Raw genomic sequence first — 19,556 nt, 5'->3', positions numbered from 1 at the left:
TTGAAAATTCAGGAAAAAAGAGTAAAATAGCACTAACTAATTTAGTAGGATAAAATCAAAATATGAAGACCGGAGATTACCGGCTTCTCAAAAAAAATAAAATATTAAAATGAAAATAACTGCAACACCATTCGGAACGTTAAAAGACGGACGCGAAGCCCAGCTTTTTACGCTTAGCAACGATAACATTAAAATTAAAATAACCAACTACGGGGCAATTATTACAGCTATTGATATGCCAAATAAAAATGGTTCGATAGATAATATTGTGTGTGGTTTCGACAAACTGGAAACCTACCAAAGTGACGAATACCTGGCAGGCTATCCGTATTTCGGAGCCATTATTGGCAGGTTCGGAAACCGCATTGCCAAAGGGCACCTTGAAATTGAAGGCAAAACCTACGAAATGGCGATTAACAATGGCCCCAACCATTTGCATGGAGGATTGGAAGGATTTGACAAAAAATTATTTGATGCCGAGGTTATTGAATCGGAAAACGAAGTTGGCGTAAAATTGAGCTACCTGAGTGTTGACGGGGAAGAAAACTACCCGGGCAATTTAAAAGTGACCTGTATTTATACACTGAACGAAGAAAATGACCTGGCCATTCAGTATTACGCCGAAACAGACAAAACAACCGTGGTTAACCTGACAAACCACACTTATTTCAACTTAACCGGTGGAAAAGAGAACATTCTGAACCACGAGTTGGAGTTAAGCGCTACAAAAATAACTGATATGGTAGAGCAAATTCCAACCGGAAAGATTCTTCCGGTGGTTGGAACTGCTTTCGATTTTACCTCGCCTAAAAAGATTAATGCCGGCGGGCTGGAAATGGGTTACGACGACAACTTTGTTTTTGACAACGAAGATGGCGATCTGATTATGGCAGGAACACTTAGCGAAGCAAAAAGCGGACGCAAAGTAGAAGTATATACCACCCAACCGGGAATGCAGGTTTATACCGGCTATTGGATTCCGGAGTTTACCATCGAGGGTAAAAAGAAGTTCGGCAGCTTCTCGGGCATTGCATTGGAAACGCAACACTACCCCGACTCGGTACATCACCCAAAATTTCCAACTACATTTTTAAAGCCGGGAGAACTTTACGATCAGAAAACGATTTATAAATTTATTACCGAATAAAGGAAATGCCCGAAAGGGCATTTTTTTTTGATCTGCACCGAATAAAACCACTTATTACCAAAATTATCTCAATGCAAATCGTATTCTTTCGTTCTTTTGCGCTTATGCTTCGTTGAAAAATATCGCCGTAACTAAGGCTATGGCTCAATTTTTCGCCTTGCTTAAGCACAAAATATTCAAAACAATTTAAGGCTCACCTTGAAACAAATTTGGTATAACGGTATTTTTTCTATTTTTGAATAAGAACATTTTGTGTGAATATGAATAGAAGGTCTGACCGGGATCTTTTTAATACAATTATTAACTTATGAAAACCATTGTTGCGTTATTTGAAACCGCTGTTGCTAACTACCCTGATAATCCATATCTCTGGGAAAAGACAAATGGCGAATACCAGCCCACTACATACAAACAAACCCGCGAGAAGGTGCTAGACCTGGCAGCAGGATTAATTCAATTGGGTTTTAAAAAAGGTGACCGTGCTGCATTAATCGCCGATGGCCGCAACGATTGGATCATCAGCGAACTGGGTATGCTTTACGCTGGTGGTATTAACGTTCCGCTTTCTATTCGTTTGCAAAACAACGAGCTGGCTTTCCGTATAAAACACAGTGGAAGTAAGTACATATTTGTTTCAAAACTACATGCTGCAAAAGTAGAGGAGATTCGCGATGAATTGCCGGAACTGGAGAAAGTAGTTTACATCGACGGCAAAGAGAACCCGGGGGAAAATGATATTGATTACAAGGAATTATTGGCTGCCGGAGCAAAATTCAGAAAAGAAAATACCGAGCTGACAGAACAGGTTTGGAAAGGAATTGAGCCTGATGATGTGGCAAACATCTCATACACCTCCGGAACCACGGCCGATCCGAAAGGAATTATGCTTACCCACTTGAATTATGCGGCCAACGTGGTACAATCCAATTCACTTCTCGATTTACAATCCGAATGGATTACATTAGCCATTTTGCCATGGGATCACGCATTTGCACACACCACCTGTTTGTATGTGTTTATGTACAAAGGTGCCAGTATTGCATCGGTTGAAATTGGCAACTCGCCAATGGAAACGCTTCGAAATATTCCAAAAAACATTCAGGAGATTAAGCCAACGCTAATGATGAGCGTACCAGCTTATTCAAAAACGTTCAGAAAAAATATTGAAGCGGGTATTCGCAAAAAAGGAGAATTCCTGTATAAAGTTTTTCAGTTTGCCCTTAAAGTTGCGTATGCACACAATGGCTATGGCAACAACCGTGGCAAAGGCTGGCGATTTTTCCTGAAACCGCTGTATTGGCTATTCGACGAGATTCTGTTTGCCAAAGTACGCGATGGTTTTGGTGGAAACCTGAAATTCTTTATCGGCGGAGGTGCCCTGCTCGACGTTGAATTGCAACGCTTTTTCTATGCTGTGGGGCTTCCCATTTGTCAGGGTTATGGTCTTACCGAAGCAGCTCCGGTTATTTCGTCGAACGTTCCGCACGACGTAGTTTTTGGCTCATCGGGTAAACTTGTGAAAAATCTCGAAATAAAAATTCTTGACGATAACGGTAACGAACTTCCGGCTGGCGAAAAAGGCGAAATTGTGATTAAAGGCGACAACGTTATGAAAGGTTACTGGAATAACCCTACCGCCACTGCTGAAAGTCTGAAAGACGGTTGGTTGCACACCGGAGATATGGGTTACATGGGCAAAGACGACTTTCTTTATGTTCTGGGGCGTTTTAAAAGTTTGCTGATTGGTAACGATGGTGAAAAATACAGCCCGGAAGGCATAGAAGAAGCACTGGTTGACCAATCGCCATATATTCAGCAGGTAATGCTTTACAACAACCAAAATCCATATACTGTTGGAATGATTGTGCCAGAAATGGAAGCCATAAACCGCGAACTTAAACGCCATGGCATTGAAAAAGGAAGCTATGACGCGGCAACTGCAGCAATAGAAATTATTCAGAAAGAAATTAACGAATACAAAAAAGGCGGTAAGTACCAGGGAGAGTTCCCCGAGCGCTGGCTACCGGCAACAGTTGCTATTTTACCCGAAGCATTTACAACCGAAAATAAAATGCTGAACGCCACCATGAAAATGGTTCGTGATAAAGTAACAGCACACTTTGCCAAAGAGTTGGAATTTCTGTACACATCCGGGGCAAAAAACATCGTTAACGAGATGAATATTGAGGCGATGAAAAACTGGATGAAATAAATTGAATGATGAATTTTCGATTAACGAATGGCGATTGACGATTGAGAAATACGAACGGTCTTTCTCTTAAATCTAAAATCAGCATTCGTTAATCATCATTCTATATTCTCCCCTATTCTTCAACAAAATACCGCAGCTGATCAAGCATGATTGGTACATCATCCTTATCAATTCCCAATCCAATTAAATAATGTAAATCTTCGTGGAAAACCTCGAAAAACTCGCTCTCGGTAAATTCAGTCTTTACAATCGACTGCTTGTAATAATCCAGCGCCTCTTTTCGTTTGCCCAAACACCACTGCACATGTCCCATATTCATGAGGTCGTGTTTGTTTGGACTGTCGTCAATCAGTTTTGCAAAGTATTTCTCTGCCTGCTCAAACTTACCGGACACCAATGAACACCAGCCAATAGGCTTCCAAACCTTTTTGTTATCCGGCATCAGGTATTCCACTTTAAAATAGGTTTTTAAAGCCTCCTCAAAACGATCCAGCTCCAGCAAACAATGGCCAATATTCAGCTGAACATTTAAATTCTCCTCATCCAGCAGTTCCACCTCGCGGTAGTACTCCAGGGCTTTTTTCGGCTGTTTTAAATTGCGGTAACACAATGCAATTTTATTCAGGTTCCACTTCTTATTAAGCTCAAACAACTCGGCACTTTTATACGCTTTCAACGCTAGTTCAAAATCGCCCAGCTTTTGGAAGCAGTAACCCAGTTTTTGGAACAACTCCCCGCTTTTCTCCTCACTCAGCAGGTAATTAAAAACTTCGGCGGCCTCGTTATAATAGTTTTTCAAGAAATAGTATTCAGCAATATTCCGAACAATGTTTGCATCTTCTTTCAGCGTTTCGCCAAGCACTTGTTTGTTATGAAAATCGAAACGCCAGTTGAAAATATCTTCAAAATCGGTTTTGCGCGGATGTAATTTAAAAAAGCGATACAAATCCTGAATGTACAGATTTGAAATATAAGCCGCCTTTTTACCCGGATCAGTCAACACCTCATCGCTTTGCAGTTCATCAAACTGCTGCATTTCAGCTTTTAGTCCTTCAGCCATAAACTCGCGGTTTTCAGCCGGGATATTTTGTAAACTAAAGCAGAACGAATATTTATCCGAATTACACAACACCGGAGCCGTAGCAATGGCTTTCAGAAACTGATCGGTAGCCGAATCGGCGCGATTTACTACAAAATCGATCTCCGGATTTTTGATATAGAATGGCATAAACCAATTGGTAAATTCGCTAAAAAACGGGAACATTTTCAGCATGGCAAACGAACTCATAAACACATCGGCTCCTTCCATCTGAAGTTCCGAGAACTCCTCCATTTTATTCATCAGACCCGGCGAATCCTCAAAAATCTTTTCCCACTCCGGATTTTCATCGTCGCCTAGCGAATCATCCATCAAACTGTCAAGATTGATTTTGTCCTTCAGATTCGGACTTATCTTTATCATTTCCGGCATAATCTCGTCGGTGATCTTCTTCTGAATTTTTTCCGTCTCCTTACTTCTGATGAGCTGAATAATCACCTGCTCCAGATTTTGTTTGAATTCGGGATTTTCGTTCAGCAATGTCAGCCGGCCGGTAATCGACGGGTAATACCCCAAACGACTGTCGTAACGGTAAAAGCCGATGAGCAATCCTACAATTGCCCGCTGATTGATTTCAGGCATTTCGTGTTCGTAGGCATCAAAAAGCACCGAAAATTTGGCCTCATCGAAATATCGCAACAAACTCATCAGCAGCGCTGAAACGATAAACGACTTGTATGATTTTTCAATCAGATCGCTGTTTAAAAAGGACTTTAAAAATGTACGGTGCTCATCATTTAATTCATTCTGAAACCATACGAAATAAAACAAAGTCACCATTTTTTGCTGATGGTCGCGCGCACTGATTCGCTTCGATGATCGTTGTACCTCGGCATCGTCAACCAGCGAAACAAGTTGCTCCTGCAGGTAAAAATCTTCCAGCTCATCTAATAGCGTATGAAACTGAAGTGTTGTTTTAAATCCGCGTTTTTTCTCGTAAGTAACCGACGACGACATTTTCAATCTCAGCTCATCGTAAATTTTGTCGCACAGCTCAAAAACCGAAACAATCAGCTTCCGATATACTTTTTGACGCTCCGGATCCTGAATTCCTTCAACCGTATATTTTAACATGTAGCTGTAGTTCTGCTCCAGGTTGCGCCATTCATCGAGGTGAATGAGCAAACCACTTTCACGGATCAGATTTTCCAGCAGATCGAAAGCAGGTTTTAATTTCCGCTCAGCCAAATACTGACAGATAGTATCGTATTTTATTTTAAGATCTTTGTCGTTCATGCTTATCAAAGTTACAAAGACCATAGATAATCAAAAAGCTTTCCAAGAATTGTTATCGGCGGATTTGGCGTAAAACGGGCTTTGGGGCTGACAAAGTTTCAAAAAAGGGCGGCCTGCGGGATTATTTCCCGTCCTGCTAACTTTTACTATCGTCCTGCACCACTTTTGCAGAATCCTGCGACATATCCAGGCGTCCTGCGATGGTTTTTCGAAATCCTGCAGCACTTTTGGGCGTCCTGCAACATTATTTCGCTGTCCTGCGCCGCAGGAAAGGGGCACCCCCTTGCAGGACGACTTTGAACCTTGCAGGGTGGATAAATAACCTACAGGATGGGTAGAAAGTCTGCAGGATTAGCAAAATCCTTACAGGAAGGAAAGAAAGAATGCCATCTCTCTTAAAAAACTTATACAGAAACACTGCGGGCTGAAAGCTCAATTTAGTTGAACCCAACGGCAAAGCGAATGGGACGCCTTGTGAAACCGACAGCCTGTTTTCCCATCGCCCTGAAAGGGCAAATTAATAAGCCGGGCTTTCAGCCCGATATCACTTCTCGAATATCCCCAGGGCGATGCCCTGGGCTCAAATTAGCTTTCCTTTCAGGACAAAACTCACCATTTCTGGCGCAAACAAGGATGTCATCTTTCTAAATAAAACTCAGAGAGATGACATCCCTTACGAAACTTCTGTTCTGCAAACCATGCGCTTAGCGGTTTTAAACCGTTTAGCGCCTATAAAAAACAGGGAAATTAATCCTTCTCCTTAATCCCAAACTTAGGATCGACTTTAATAAACGGCAGTACTAGGAAAATCGGGATGGTGCAGATCATCACCCAAACAAAGAAACTCTGGTAGCCGATTATTTCCTGCAACCAGCCACTCAGCATTCCTGGAATCATCATTCCCAGTGCCATAAAACCGGTTGTAATAGCGTAATGTGCAGTTTTATGTTTCCCTTCCGAAACGTAGATGGAGAAGAGCATATAAGCCGTAAATCCAAAACCGTAACCAAACTGCTCGATAACGACTGCCGCTGAAATCCACCACAACGATGTGGGGTTTAAAAACGACAGCAGCAAATAACAAAGGTTAGGCAGGTTAATGGCCAGTGCCATCCACCACAGCCAGTGTTTTAGTCCTTTGCGCGAGGCTACAATACCGCCTAAAATTCCGCCAATGGTGAGTGCGATCATTCCGGCTGTTCCGTACACCAATCCCAAATCTCCGGTTGTAAGTCCCAGTCCACCTGCTTCGCGGGCATCGAGCAAAAACGGCGAGGCCATTTTTACCAGCTGCGATTCGGCCAGTCGGTACAATAACAGGAACAGCATTATCGACACAATTTCTTTTTTGCGGAAAAAAGCAGCAAAGGTTTCGAAGAACTCGCCCATTACACTTTTGCCTACGGTTTTGTTGGATACATCGCTTGCCGGATATGGCAAAGCAAAACGGTGATACAGCGAAAACGCCACAAACAAAACGGCAATACAAACCATAACCACCAACCAGGAAAAGCGGATATTCCCCGAGCGCCCCACAAAAGTAGCCTGCGTGGCTTTTTTCAGTTTCGGATCGAGTTGAACAACGGCAAAAGCAGGTTTATCCCAGTTCGTATCGTTAAACACATAACGATAAGTCTGTACCAGTTTTATACTGGCGTCACCTTTTTCGTAACCAAAATTCAGCACTACCTCTTCGCCGGCTGCAGGTATTGTTGAAAGCTGAATTGGAATGATTGCAAGGTTACCTACCTCCGAACTCCGGTCAACCGTTTCTTTATTGAATTTCTCTTTTAACGTCTCTTTTAATGGAGTTGACACTTTTCGTGTCCACCAACCGGCATCTTTTGTAGCTACCGGAGTTTCGCTGGCATAAAAGTTATTATTGATGTTCCATTCGTCCACCTTGCTTTTAATGTCAGCCGCCTGCTCTTTTGTTAGCAGACCAATAGGCACTTTCACCTCATTCTCCGACACAAAATAAATATCGCCAGCTTCGTGCAGTTGCTGATAACTTTCAGGATTAAACGAAATTTCCTGAACCGGAATATTCTGGGCGGTAACATTTACCTCCAGCGGTTCCAAACCTGTTGCAGTTTCCAAAGCTCCTGCAACAATTACCAAAAGCCCCTGCCCTGTAAGCATGGCAAAGCGGTAGAAGGTGCTTCTGATGCCCACAAAAAACGACTGATCGCCCTGCGACAAGCCCAGCATATAAAAACCATCGGCGGCAATATCGTGCGTTGCCGAACTAAAAGCCAGCAACCAGAAAAACGCCAAAGTATACTGAAAAAAATTACTGACAGGAATGGTAAATGCCACACCGGCCAGCCCAACGCCAACCACCAATTGCATGATCACAATCCAAAAACGTTTGGTTTTCAGCAAATCCACAATCGGACTCCACAGCGGTTTTATCACCCATGGCAAATACAGCCAGCTGGTGTATAAAGCAATGTCGGTGTTTGAAATACCCAGTCGTTTGTACATAATCACCGAGAGGGTCATTACAATTACGTAGGGTAATCCTTCTGCAAAATAGAGTGTGGGAATCCAAAACCAGGGATTGCGTTGAGTTTTTGTTTTAGCCATTTTAGTTGATCGGTTTTATTTTTTGAGTTCTACGGCAATCGTTCAAAACGATATCCTTTTGCCTGTAATGTTTCTATCAATTCTTCCAAACGAAGATAAAATTTATCTGTTCTTTTTTCTTCCGTTCCGGGATGAATCAGCATAATTGCCCCGTTTAAGCCTTGTTCCTCCTCTACCTGTAAAATGCTTTTAAAGATTTTATCGGAAGACATATAATTCGCCATATCGGGCGTTGTATAATCGGCATTGCTTCTTATTCCGGGCGTAAAACTGATGGTGCCTAATCCCATTGCTGAAGCCCAGTTTACCGTTGCTGAATTGTACCATTCGTACGGCGGCAGAAACCAGTTTGCATTTTCGCTGTTGATACCGTGTTGCTGTAAAGCCTTGTAGTTTTCTTTCAAATCCTGCTCAAAAGTAGTTCGGTCAACCAGCAACGAATCCCGTTTCGACCAATCGCAATATAAGAGGTGTTTATCGGAATGTGCCCCCAAATAATGCCCGTCTTTTATTACTTGTTTTATGATCGGTTGAAATTGTTTGTCGCGTAAAAGGTCGCCGGTAAAAAAGAACGATGCTTTACCATCTTTTTTATCAAGCACTTTTAAAATATGCGCTGCACCTTCGGCTTTGTCGTGTGCCGAAAACACCAGGTAAATAGTATTTTCCGAAGGCTGAATGCGCCGGATAGCTCCCTGTGTATCTTTTTCATACGCGTTTTGCTGTGCAGCCCCCATTTTTTCCATCGACGACAAATAGTAACTCAAACTTGCCGTGCCGTCCATGGTGGGTTCGTTTGATGAGTAATCACCCAGATCATCGTGATAAACCGCTTTGCCTTTGTTAAAAGCGTCAAACGGATCGGGTTGCTGGATTTCAATACCAATAAGCCCGGAAAAAATTGAATTATAAACCGGCCCGTCAACCAAACCACCATAAGTGGTTTCTCCCAGAATTTTTGTGATGGATGAATGTGGTATTTGCGGATTATCACCTCCGGCAGGTAATCCACAGACCATACTTGTTCCCCACGGATTACAGCCAAATAGCCAGTCGCGCAAGGCTGCTTCCATTTCGGCAAACGAGCGGTCGCCGGTAATTTCTTCGTAAGCGCGGGCCTGCGTAATCGCTGCCGCCACCAAATTATTCGAACACCAGATAAACGGAATACCATTCATAAAAGGATCATCCTTTCCCCGATCGTACAGATGCGCTAATCCCTGTTTCAGATAAGTTGCAAAGTTTTCGTCCTTTTCGGCCAGCTTTACATGCCCCAAGTTCACAAAAGGATAAAACTGGTAATGACGCGCAAAACCTGCCGACATCCAGTGTGTAACGTTTTCAACACTTCCCCATTTTTTGGCTTCGGTCAAATAATAAGCATCACCGGTAAGCTGGTACAGAGTTGTAGCTGCCAGTTCCAGGTCATCCACATAATTGGCTTCCTCGTAAAAATACGGAGACACGTTACACGCTGTTTGACAAGCCCCCAGATCGCTCAAAGCAAAAGAATAGGCTTCGATAGCTTTCTCTGCTATTTGTTTAGCGAACTCCGGGTAATACTCGTTAATCATTAAAGCTCCCAAAGCAAATGATGATGCGTATTTTGCTGCACTCGATGAAACACCTGTGGTGCGGTTTTTATGCTCAGCCAGCCCCTGTGGTTTTCCGGTAATAAAATACACCGGTCGGTAAGTTCCTTCCAAACCGTAACTAACCGTGTCTTTATTAGGCAAACGATAACCGCGGTGATCTCTGTCGTCGGCAATCTGGTTGTACATCTCCCCTGTCGAGGGATTCATTTTTACCATCCAGTCGAGGCCCCATTTTGCTTCATCCAGAATATCGGGAATTCCGTTTGCTCCCGACTCACCATTCTCCCGGTATTCATCTTTAAATACGGCCGGATTTTGCTCGTAGGCATACATCAACTGATAAGTAGCATTAGCCGAAGTTGTAAGGTATTGCAGGTAATCCGAGGCATCGTGCCAGCCGCCGGTCACATCGATTTTCTGTCCTGTTTTGGTTGGATGATCCACAATAATTCCATCGTGAAGGTGACAGGAATCCTGCAAATACGGATTGTAGCCACACCGCTGCTGGCGCATGTAATTCAAAAGGTAATCTGCTGTTCCTTCATACACATCCGAAGCGATTTGAAAAGCCGGAGAACGGGTTTCGCCCAATTTAAGGTAATAACCACCCGGATTTGTCAACGCGGAAAAATCAAGACGAAAAGCGGTCTTCATTCCCCAATCGGTGCCATCAACCGGTATTACTTTTTCCTCATAAACAAGCTTATCGTTCAAAGCATCAAACATCTGAAACTGTTCGGCGTTTTCCGTTTCTGTTGAAAGAAAAACAGCAACCTTTACCGACTGCGGCAAGTAGCCCAATTGATTGACACGAATAACTTTCTGCTGCGCAAAAACACATGCAGCAACAATCACCAGAACAAATGAGAGAAACGCCCGTTTGGTCATGTTAGTATCGTTTTTCGAGATCTATATTCTTAAAATAATGATTCAGAATTTCATCGTATTTATAGCCTTTGTGCCCCATTACGGCGGCACCAATCTGGCACAATCCCACACCATGTCCCCAGCCGGCTCCCTGCAAAATAATTTGACCGGGCACACCATCAACAATATCCTCTTTTTCAACCAGAAATGCTGAGCTGTATAAATGTGACTCACTCAACCATCTGCGGATTTCCAGCTCTTTACCAACTGTCAAGGTCTTTTTCGAGCCAACGATCTTTAGTTTTATTAATCGCCCTGAAACACCGCGCTCAACCGGAATCATATCCAGAATCTTTCCAAAATCATGTCCCGAGCGTTTCAGTATCAACGCAGAAAGCTCGTCTTGTTTGTATTCAACGGTCCAACGGTAAAAATCTTTTGCTGTCCAGTCGTACTCGTTCAGCACCTGTTTCAATACCTCTTCATCATCGGTATTACAAAAGGCTTCCGGTGCATTTTTTAACCACGGAACTGCATTTTCTTCTACAGTAAGATCAGTTTCAAAACCTTTTGGCGCAGTCGGATTGTCAATCACTGCAGTTAAGTACGGATGATTTACCGGTTCCCAGCAATTCTCGAAAAGCTCGGCAATACCACCGCAACATTTCGAGAAACGTGCATCACAAATCACGCCTTTGTACGCAAGTACCACGCCGGCCGTTTCGTTTACCGCCTTCACCACATTCGGATTATGCGAACGCGTTGTTCCCTGGTAGCGCTGACAATGATCGTCGGCACAAACATGAAAATTCGTGTGATCTTCGCGATCATACCACTTTATATATTCGTCGTCGGTTTCAAACGAACTTTCGTAGGATTCTCCGGCATCGGTCAGTTTATCCTGCTTTTCAGTTTGTGCAATTAACCAGCTGCGCGAAATAATGGCGTGAGCTTTCAGCAGATCGAGCGAACTTTTGGCACTCATTTCCGACGAAATTACGCTGATCAGGTAATCTTCAATCGACAAAATATTTACGGCTGTAATTTGTCCCTCTTCGATTATAAACTTTAAGGCTCCCTGAAATTTCTGATCTTCCTTTTGCTCCCAGTGAAAATTTACACCGATGGTAACATCTTTTAATTCGAACTCCGAGTTTTCCTTGTCAAGCGGCATAAAATACAATTTATCGCCGCTGATTTTGGAGTCGGCAAGCTGCAGGTTCCCATTTTCGAAACGCACTGATCCATCGCCCGAAAAAGTATGTTTTGTCCCCACCAGCTGGTATTCGCCGTGAAGTTTAAAATCGATTTTATCGGCACTCATTATGCCTACGTGAATATTTGGACTGCTCATTGTTTAAGTTTTGTAGTTAGTTTATCGAATTGGTTGTCAGGCCATAAAACCTGTTTCATTATACTTTCAATATCGGTTTTGGTGATCTTCAAAAAATCCTTTTCCTGAGGTGTGATCAAAACGCCGCCCATATCAACAGAAGCCGGACTGATCAAAATATTTTCCTCTCCTTCAGCAAAATACTGCGACGGCCGGTGCAAGGCACGAGGAAAAATCAGAATTCGCCAGCCTCCATCGTCATAACGGGTAAGAATATTCAGCATCGGCTCCTCATCGCTTTTTTGATCTTCAAGCTCTGTATAAATGTGTGTAAACGCATTAATCAAAGCCATTTTATCAGCCGATTCCAGTACGATAAAGTTGCGAAGGCCATCTTTTATGGCGTAGTAATTCACTACCTCTTTTTCCCAGTTATCACCGTATTTTTCTTTTAATGCGGCTGTTTCTTCATCCAGGGGCATAAAACCTGCATTCCCTGCCTGAAAATGAAAATGATCGGGTGCCGATGCGCCACATTTTGGTCCGTTGTAAAACAAGGAAAAACCTTCCATCGCCTGTGCCAGATCAAGCATATTGCCAAAGTTTCCTTTTATCTGCTGCGGTGTGTGTGCAAAAGCCGGAATGGTAAAATGCTCGGGAAATATCGGGAACGGATTTACCAACACCTCGTAATCGTCAAAAGTTACACCACGTTGCTGAGCCGGACGGTTTACCGCACACAAAAAACACGGGCGTGCTTCAATCGACTTTTTATCCACTTTAGCTGCCGACGAAATAATTCGGCCGGGATTAAACTGAACTTTTACCGTAAATCCGTCAAACTGAAATTCGCGCACCTGCACATTTTCCAGTCCGGCAAAGTTTTTTCCCGCCAGTTCCCATTCTGTTTTCTGGTCGGCAAGCAGTTGTTTTATTTCTGTTGAAATTGATTTCATTTTTTTTGTTCACGCAGAGTTCGCTAAGATTATCGCAAAGACCACAAAGGATCAAGACTAGAAACAAAACTTAGCGCACTTTGCGCTTCTTTCTTCCTTTGCGTGAAACTTAAATTCTACCCTCTGTTCTTTCTTTGACGAGCTTTTAACTCGATGGTACGAATCCGGTCTTTGTAGGTATTGTGTGCATTCATTTTCACAATATCCAGCGCGGCATCCGAGTTATCATCCCAACGACGGCAGAGGTACAAATTATCGTAAATACGGCCAATCTGATAATCTCTTGAAATCGCCAAACCAACTGCATAATCTTCACCATAACTGGTATTCGGGATTTTTACTTCGCGCAAAACCGGCGTATAGAACGCACGCGGAGCCCCCAAACCGTTAATGCGCAATGCATTGTTTTTTCCGTTATCGGGCGTCCATTCTTTGTGGTCGATAATACCCGGAGGAATTTCTTCCAAATCGAAATTCACCAACTGGTAAGTGCCTACAACCATGGCACATTTTTCCGTCTCAAAAACATCAACCACCTTTTGCAAAGTATTTTCATCTTTGTAAATATCGTCGCTATCGAGCTGCATAGCAATCATTCCACATCGCAAATCATGAACTCCAAGGTTCCAGCATCCGCCAATTCCAAGATCCTCGCGTACAGGAATAATATGTACCACACGATCATCTTTTTCAGCAAATGAGTTGATAATGGAAGTGGTTTTATCTGTAGAGTGATTGTCGATAACGATCAGATTAAAATCGAAATCCGTTTTTTGCATCAGCACCGACTCGATTGCATCGGCAATGGTTTTTTCGCGGTTACGTACCGGAATGATCACCGACGCTTTTTTCGCAAAAGCCTTTTCATCCATTTCAACCGAAGTAAAATCAGGACTAATCCACGCACCCACATCTTTTAAATGTTCGGTTGCTGCCTGTTCCATTTCAACCTGCACCTGACGGTTTTTCGGATCTACGTAATCGAATATTTTCTGACCGCTTTTGCGGTTGTCAGTCTCGTCGATGGTATATAAAAACTCAGGAATGCGGAACAACTCGCCTTGCTGCGCCACTTTTAAACGCAGGTAATACATTCCGGCATGTTCGAAATCCTGCGTCATGTTTTTAACCGCCGTTTGAAATGTATCGGCTTTGTACAATACCAGCGACCCAAAATTAAAGTCGTCGCGCAAACTGCCTTCCTGGTAATCGATTACCGGATGCGTTGTCAACTTGCCTTCTTTCACCTCGTAGTAATCGGAATACACTTTTACAGCGCCGGTTAATTCAGCAGTGTCCACCAATCGCTCGATGGCAAACTGCCCCAGTTTTACAGCTGTCACTTTAGTCAGCAACAATACGTAATCCATGTCTTCTGCCAAAGCAGCCATTTGTTTTACCGTTACAGTTGAAGTTAACGTATCAAACGAAAAAGCTTCTGCCTTTTCGCCGGCTTCTTTAGCCACATTTTCGGGTAAAAATATTTTATTTACTGAAGGATTGGCCTGTAATTCGCCAATCATTTCCGCCACTTGCGACCAGGCCGTAGCGGGTACGAAACAGTTAATTTTAGTCATTATCTCTTGTTTTATTCTCTTAATAATTTAACATTTTCAGTATTTCGCGCATCAACTCATCACGTTCATTCTGGCTTTTTACACTTTCAAAAGGAAATCCCAACACCAGCGACTTGTGTTTATTTTCATAAAAAACGCCTGCACTAATTCCATTTTCAGCATATCGAAAAATCGTTTTCGCATTTTCATTGTACGCTTCTATTCCATCGGGCGCTTCAACCGGGTATTGCTCCAAGGTGTAATCGGTATTGAACGCTCCTGTAAAGGTACTATTTGTATTCGCGGAATAAAACAACCCGTTTTTTACCGCATGATCGGTTCGCCATTTAAATCCAAACAGCATACCAATGCGTTCTTTTTGCGTTTTATCTTTTGGAATTTCCGTACCAACATACGCACCCGACATAAAAATGTTTCCGCCATTTTCTGCATATTCAGAAAGCACATTTATCATTTTGTCAGTGTAGATTTCGAAATAAGGAACAGAATCCTTACCCGGCAGAAAAGTTTGTTTCTCTTCACCGTAAAGCAGATCAATCAGTTTGTAGGTTTCAAGATCAGCCAAACCTTCTTCCACCGCTTCATCGCTCGACGTTACAAAACTATAGCCATTGGCCAACAGACTTTTTCCATGAACCAGCGAAAAATCAAAAGTATTACCTCTGAAAATGGTTGTTTCCAGATCGGCATAGCTGGCTCCAAATCCCGGACTATCGTCATCCAACCAGTTAGATTTGCGTTCGAAATCGTACTGATCGCCTGTAGTCGACATTTCATATCCATAAGCCACACCATGATCGAGAAATCGCCAAACGCCCGCCAGCGAATCGGTTTCAAAAATAGCAGGTCCGTCAATACGGTCGAAACCATTTACGATCAGAACTTCGCCTTTGCTGTTTTCGGCCATTCCAACTGCCAGCGTTTCCGAAGGAAAACTTTCGCCACCGGCGTTTACAGCAGTAACCCGAAATCCATAGACTTTTCCGGGCTCCAAACCGGTCAATATAATTTCTGGTTCAGTTACCAGGGTACCGTTATCAAAACCGTTATCGCCAACCCGTTTATAAACCAAATATTGATCAGGTACTGCGCTTGGTTCCAATTCGTCAATCACCGGTTTCCATGATAATTTCACCTCCTGTTGGTTGATAAACCGGGCATTTAAATGATCAACCGGCAAAGGCTGCACCACATAATCCTGCCCGTTTTGCGATGTAATAAAACGTAACATTCCTTTATAAATGGCACGCGAAACATCAAAACGAAATTTTGGATTCAGCACATATTTTACATCCTCCAGGTTTTGGTGCGACAATAACTCCAGCAACATGGTTGGTACCTGCGGACGATAAGCTTCGCTGTATTGCGAGTTCCACATTCCGCGGCGTGTCCAGTTGCTTTTATACACGGCATTTATGTCGCTTACAATCTGCGTCTGTATTAAATCAGTTAAATCGCGTGAGGCATATTTCGATTGTCCGTCAGGAAAAACGGAAGTATCCCGGTCGGTCGAATAAATCCCAAGCGTTCCTACAATCTGGTTGTCGGGCAGAATTCCGGCATCAGTATGAAATGCAAAAGCCAGGTCGATTGGAATTTCCAGCCCCTGAGCCATGCGGTTTTTCGTCGGGCCAAAAGGCGCTCCCATCAACCAGTCAACCCATTCCCCACGACTCATATAATCATCTTTGTAGTCGTCTTCGCCGTTGAACAGGTTCCACACGAGCGTATCGGGTGCTCCGGAATATTGCAGGTTGTATCGGGCTCCTTCATAAAAACGGGCTAACCCGCCAGGTCTCCCATTGCGGACTATGTTTCCCATACCTCCGCCAAAACGTACAGCATCAGCCGAGAAATGTTTTCCCTCGCCTTCGGGTACAATCAACTCTACTTTGGCGGCCTCTTTATCTTTTCCGGCATTGAAATAGAACTTATCGAGATAAATCCAGGTTCCATAGCCCATTCGTTGGTCAACCAAAAAATCGCTTACTCCTCCTGAATGCGTTACGCGATAAGTCACCGGCCCGTCTCCTTTTGCATACGAAACATAAACACCGTATTCACCCTCTTCGGGGAAATCAGGAATATAGGTGGCAACATTTGGTTTATTCCGGCTTTCGAATCGGACTGCCGTTCCTTCCTGAAAAGGATTTGTGGTTCCCTGAATCAATTCAGCGTAAGCAAATCCTTTTTCGTCAGCATTCCGTTTTCGTGGTTTTTTGAATTTGCTTTTACCAGTTGATTTATTATTGTCAACAACCACTTCATTGATCTGCCAGTCGCGTTCGCGTGCATTAAAAACATTGGCTCCTGCATTTTCCAGCATCGGAATAATAAACGGGATTACAAACGAACTGGGCGAAATATCTTCAAGGTTGGAAAACAAACGTGCGCGTTGCCATTCCCATCGGTCGCGGGCAGGTTCGTAATACCAGCCGTGACTGTTCCATAAGGCAATATTTGCGCCGTCCAAACCTTCAGAAATCGAATACGGACGTACCTTTTGAACCACATTTTTGCGGTTTCTACTCACCGGAGTCAACCTGTTTTTATCAACAGAAATTTCGTTTCTGTAATAATTAGGCACCAGTTCTTCTAATGCCAACTGGTTGGCCCTTATTTTTAAAGAGATCTCTTTTAAAGAATCGGGTAAAATATTTTGAATCGAATCGCGAACTGCCGACAAACTGTTTTCCCGAAAAGGCATTTCTGCCAGCGCTTTGTTAAAATAAAGATACAATGTATCGTTACCTGGCGAGAAGTAGGCAGTGTCAAGCGCCACCCTTTTTCCGTTAATGTAATTTTCGTTACCCACGTAGAATGCGGCACTGCTTTTTTGCTTCAGCACTTTATTCAATTGCTCTTTCAGCGATTCTTTTTGCTGAGCGCTTACAGAAGTAGCAACGAGAATTAGGACCAAGAAAAACAGAAATTTTGCCATTTTCTTGCTTACTTTAAGGATTTGTGATTTAGTCAGGTTTAAATTTTTCATACGACAAAATTGTTTACTCGATTAGCATCGTATGGAATTCGCAATTTAAATTTAGTCATTTTGTATGGCACGAATCCATAAACATGCTCATTTCATAGTTTTCCGACTAAGATAATGGCAACAAATGTATGCAAAATTTGTATTACATATTACCAATTAAAAAAGATTTTGTACATTTGCGACAGAAAATTTCTGAAAATAAACCAATAGTATCAGAATGATTGTAATAGCAGACAGCGGCTCATCAAAAACCGATTGGTTATTTATTAGTCCTGAAAAAGAATTTATAATTAACACACCTGGAATTAATCCTTTTTTCCAGCAAACCGACGAAATTTTTGCCACTCTTTCAAGCACATTTACAAACGATCAAAAAGAAGAGGTAAGCGAAGTACATTATTATGGTGCGGGATGCATAAAGGGCAAAACCGACCATGTTGTTTCGGATGCGCTGAAAAGAGTATTTCCAAAAGCATCGATAACTGTTGAAGACGATATTACAGGAGCGGCACGCGCACTGTTGGGAAAATCATCGGGAATTGCCTGCATTTTGGGCACCGGAACCAATTCGTGCCTTTACAACGGATCGGAAATTATTGACAAAGTGCCAACGCTGGGTTTCATTCTGGGCGACGAAGGAAGCGGTGCTTACCTTGGAAAACTTCTGTTGAACGACTATTTTAAACGCGCCGTTCCCGAAGACCTGAAACACAAAATGGAAAGCGATCTGCACCTGGAGATGGTAGATGTTTTAAACGCAGTTTATCGCCAGGAATACCCGAGTCGCTACCTTGCTAAATTTTCAGAATTTTTGAGCAAAAATAAAAATCATATTTACGTTCAGAATCTGATAAAAAGAAGTTTTACCGATTTCTTTTTTAGGAATATTGAGCGCTATAACGACTATCAAAACTACACGGTAAACTTTGTGGGTTCGATTGCGTACCACTATTCAGATTTACTTAAGGAAGTTGCGTTCAACCGAAAGATAGAGATCGGAAATATTATTGATAAACCTATAAACGGACTTAAAAAGTTCCACACCAATTAAGAAGAAAAATGAGGGTCACAGAATCATCATCTTTATACGACAACCTCGACCAGATGACAGTTGAAGAACTGTTAACCGGAATTAACAACGAGGATGCAAAAATTCATGTTGCCGTACAAAAAGAAATTCCACAGATAGAGAAATTAGTCACTCAACTTGTTGAGCGCATTAAATCAGGCGGTCGCTTGTTTTATTTGGGCGCAGGAACCAGCGGGCGACTGGGAATTCTTGACGCGTCGGAAATACCGCCAACGTATGGTATGCCTGATGGCGTTGTAATCGGTCTTATTGCCGGTGGCGACCGTGCCATTCGCAAGGCTGTTGAAGCCGCAGAAGACAATATTCATGGAGGTTGGGAAGACCTGCAGAAGTTTCAAGTAAACGAGCGCGACACCATTGTTGGAATCGCAGCTTCTGGAGGCACACCATATGTTATTGGTGCTTTGCAAGATGGCAATAACAACGGATTACTTACCGCTTGTATCACCTGTAATCCGGACTCGGAAATTGCCAAGGTGGCAAAAATTGCCATCGAACCAATTGTAGGCCCCGAGTTTGTAACCGGCAGTACCAGAATGAAAGCCGGAACAGCCCAGAAAATGGTACTGAATATGATCACCACCTCGCTGATGATAAAACTGGGCCGCGTAAAAGGCAACAAAATGGTTGACATGCAGCTTACCAACAAAAAGCTGGTTGAACGCGGATCGAAAATGATCGTTGATGAACTGGGCATTGAGTTTGAAGAAGCCAAACGCCTGTTACTCTTACACGGATCAGTTCGGGCCGTACTCGATAATTACAAAAAATCAGGACAGAAATCTGTTTAGGACAGATTACAATCTATGCGAAAGAAAAGAATCGATAATAACTGAGTCATCAGTTTTTCGGTTCTTTTTTTT

General features: G+C 42.9%; 11 protein-coding genes. 4 read left to right on the top strand and 7 right to left on the bottom strand.

Features of this window, described 5'->3' with window-relative positions; all coding sequences use genetic code 11:
- Positions 1-109 precede the first annotated feature (109 nt).
- Positions 110-1,147, top strand: coding sequence for an aldose epimerase family protein (locus G4420_RS12685; RefSeq protein ID WP_163324008.1), 1,038 nt, complete (start codon positions 110-112; stop codon positions 1,145-1,147).
- Positions 1,148-1,454: 307 nt separating this feature from the next.
- Positions 1,455-3,359, top strand: coding sequence for an AMP-dependent synthetase/ligase (locus G4420_RS12680; protein WP_163324007.1), 1,905 nt, complete (start codon positions 1,455-1,457; stop codon positions 3,357-3,359).
- 112 nt (positions 3,360-3,471) lie between these two features.
- On the opposite strand, the gene G4420_RS12675 is transcribed toward G4420_RS12680, so the two are convergent.
- The 7 genes from G4420_RS12675 to G4420_RS12645 form a co-directional block, all read right to left on the bottom strand.
- Complete coding sequence (locus G4420_RS12675; protein ID WP_163324006.1) at positions 3,472-5,694, bottom strand: tetratricopeptide repeat protein; 2,223 nt, start codon at positions 5,692-5,694, stop codon at positions 3,472-3,474.
- 747 nt (positions 5,695-6,441) lie between these two features.
- Positions 6,442-8,283: an MFS transporter gene (locus G4420_RS12670; protein ID WP_163324005.1), complete on the bottom strand. Its 1,842-nt coding sequence runs from the start codon at positions 8,281-8,283 to the stop codon at positions 6,442-6,444.
- Between the two features lie 29 nt (positions 8,284-8,312).
- Positions 8,313-10,766, bottom strand: coding sequence for a glycoside hydrolase family 9 protein (locus G4420_RS12665; RefSeq protein ID WP_163324004.1), 2,454 nt, complete (start codon positions 10,764-10,766; stop codon positions 8,313-8,315).
- Position 10,767: 1 nt separating this feature from the next.
- Positions 10,768-12,099, bottom strand: coding sequence for a SpoIID/LytB domain-containing protein (locus tag G4420_RS12660; protein ID WP_163324003.1), 1,332 nt, complete (start codon positions 12,097-12,099; stop codon positions 10,768-10,770).
- Complete coding sequence (locus tag G4420_RS12655) at positions 12,096-13,034, bottom strand: DUF4922 domain-containing protein (protein ID WP_163324002.1); 939 nt, start codon at positions 13,032-13,034, stop codon at positions 12,096-12,098. The genes G4420_RS12660 and G4420_RS12655 overlap by 4 nt, the downstream gene beginning before the upstream one ends.
- A gap of 116 nt (positions 13,035-13,150) precedes the next feature.
- Entirely contained in the window at positions 13,151-14,611 is a 1,461-nt protein-coding gene (locus G4420_RS12650; RefSeq protein ID WP_163324001.1) for a glycosyltransferase family 2 protein, read from the bottom strand.
- 19 nt (positions 14,612-14,630) lie between these two features.
- Positions 14,631-17,603: a golvesin C-terminal-like domain-containing protein gene (locus G4420_RS12645; RefSeq protein WP_163324000.1), complete on the bottom strand. Its 2,973-nt coding sequence runs from the start codon at positions 17,601-17,603 to the stop codon at positions 14,631-14,633.
- A 217-nt stretch (positions 17,604-17,820) separates the two neighbouring features.
- On the opposite strand from G4420_RS12645, the gene G4420_RS12640 reads away from it, so the two are divergent.
- Together G4420_RS12640 and murQ are read left to right on the top strand one after the other, a co-directional pair.
- The gene (locus G4420_RS12640) at positions 17,821-18,654 is read left to right on the top strand and encodes a hypothetical protein (protein WP_163323999.1); all 834 of its coding nucleotides are present in this window, start codon (positions 17,821-17,823) and stop codon (positions 18,652-18,654) included.
- Between the two features lie 8 nt (positions 18,655-18,662).
- Entirely contained in the window at positions 18,663-19,484 is an 822-nt protein-coding gene (gene murQ, locus G4420_RS12635) for an N-acetylmuramic acid 6-phosphate etherase (protein WP_163323998.1), read from the top strand.
- Positions 19,485-19,556: the final 72 nt, after the last annotated feature.

The sequence above is a fragment of the Draconibacterium mangrovi genome, assembly GCF_010586825.1.
Classification (GTDB): Bacteria; Bacteroidota; Bacteroidia; order Bacteroidales; family Prolixibacteraceae; genus Draconibacterium; species Draconibacterium mangrovi.
Note: the sequence above shows the minus strand (reverse complement) of the source record. Positions and strands in the feature narration are given on the sequence as shown.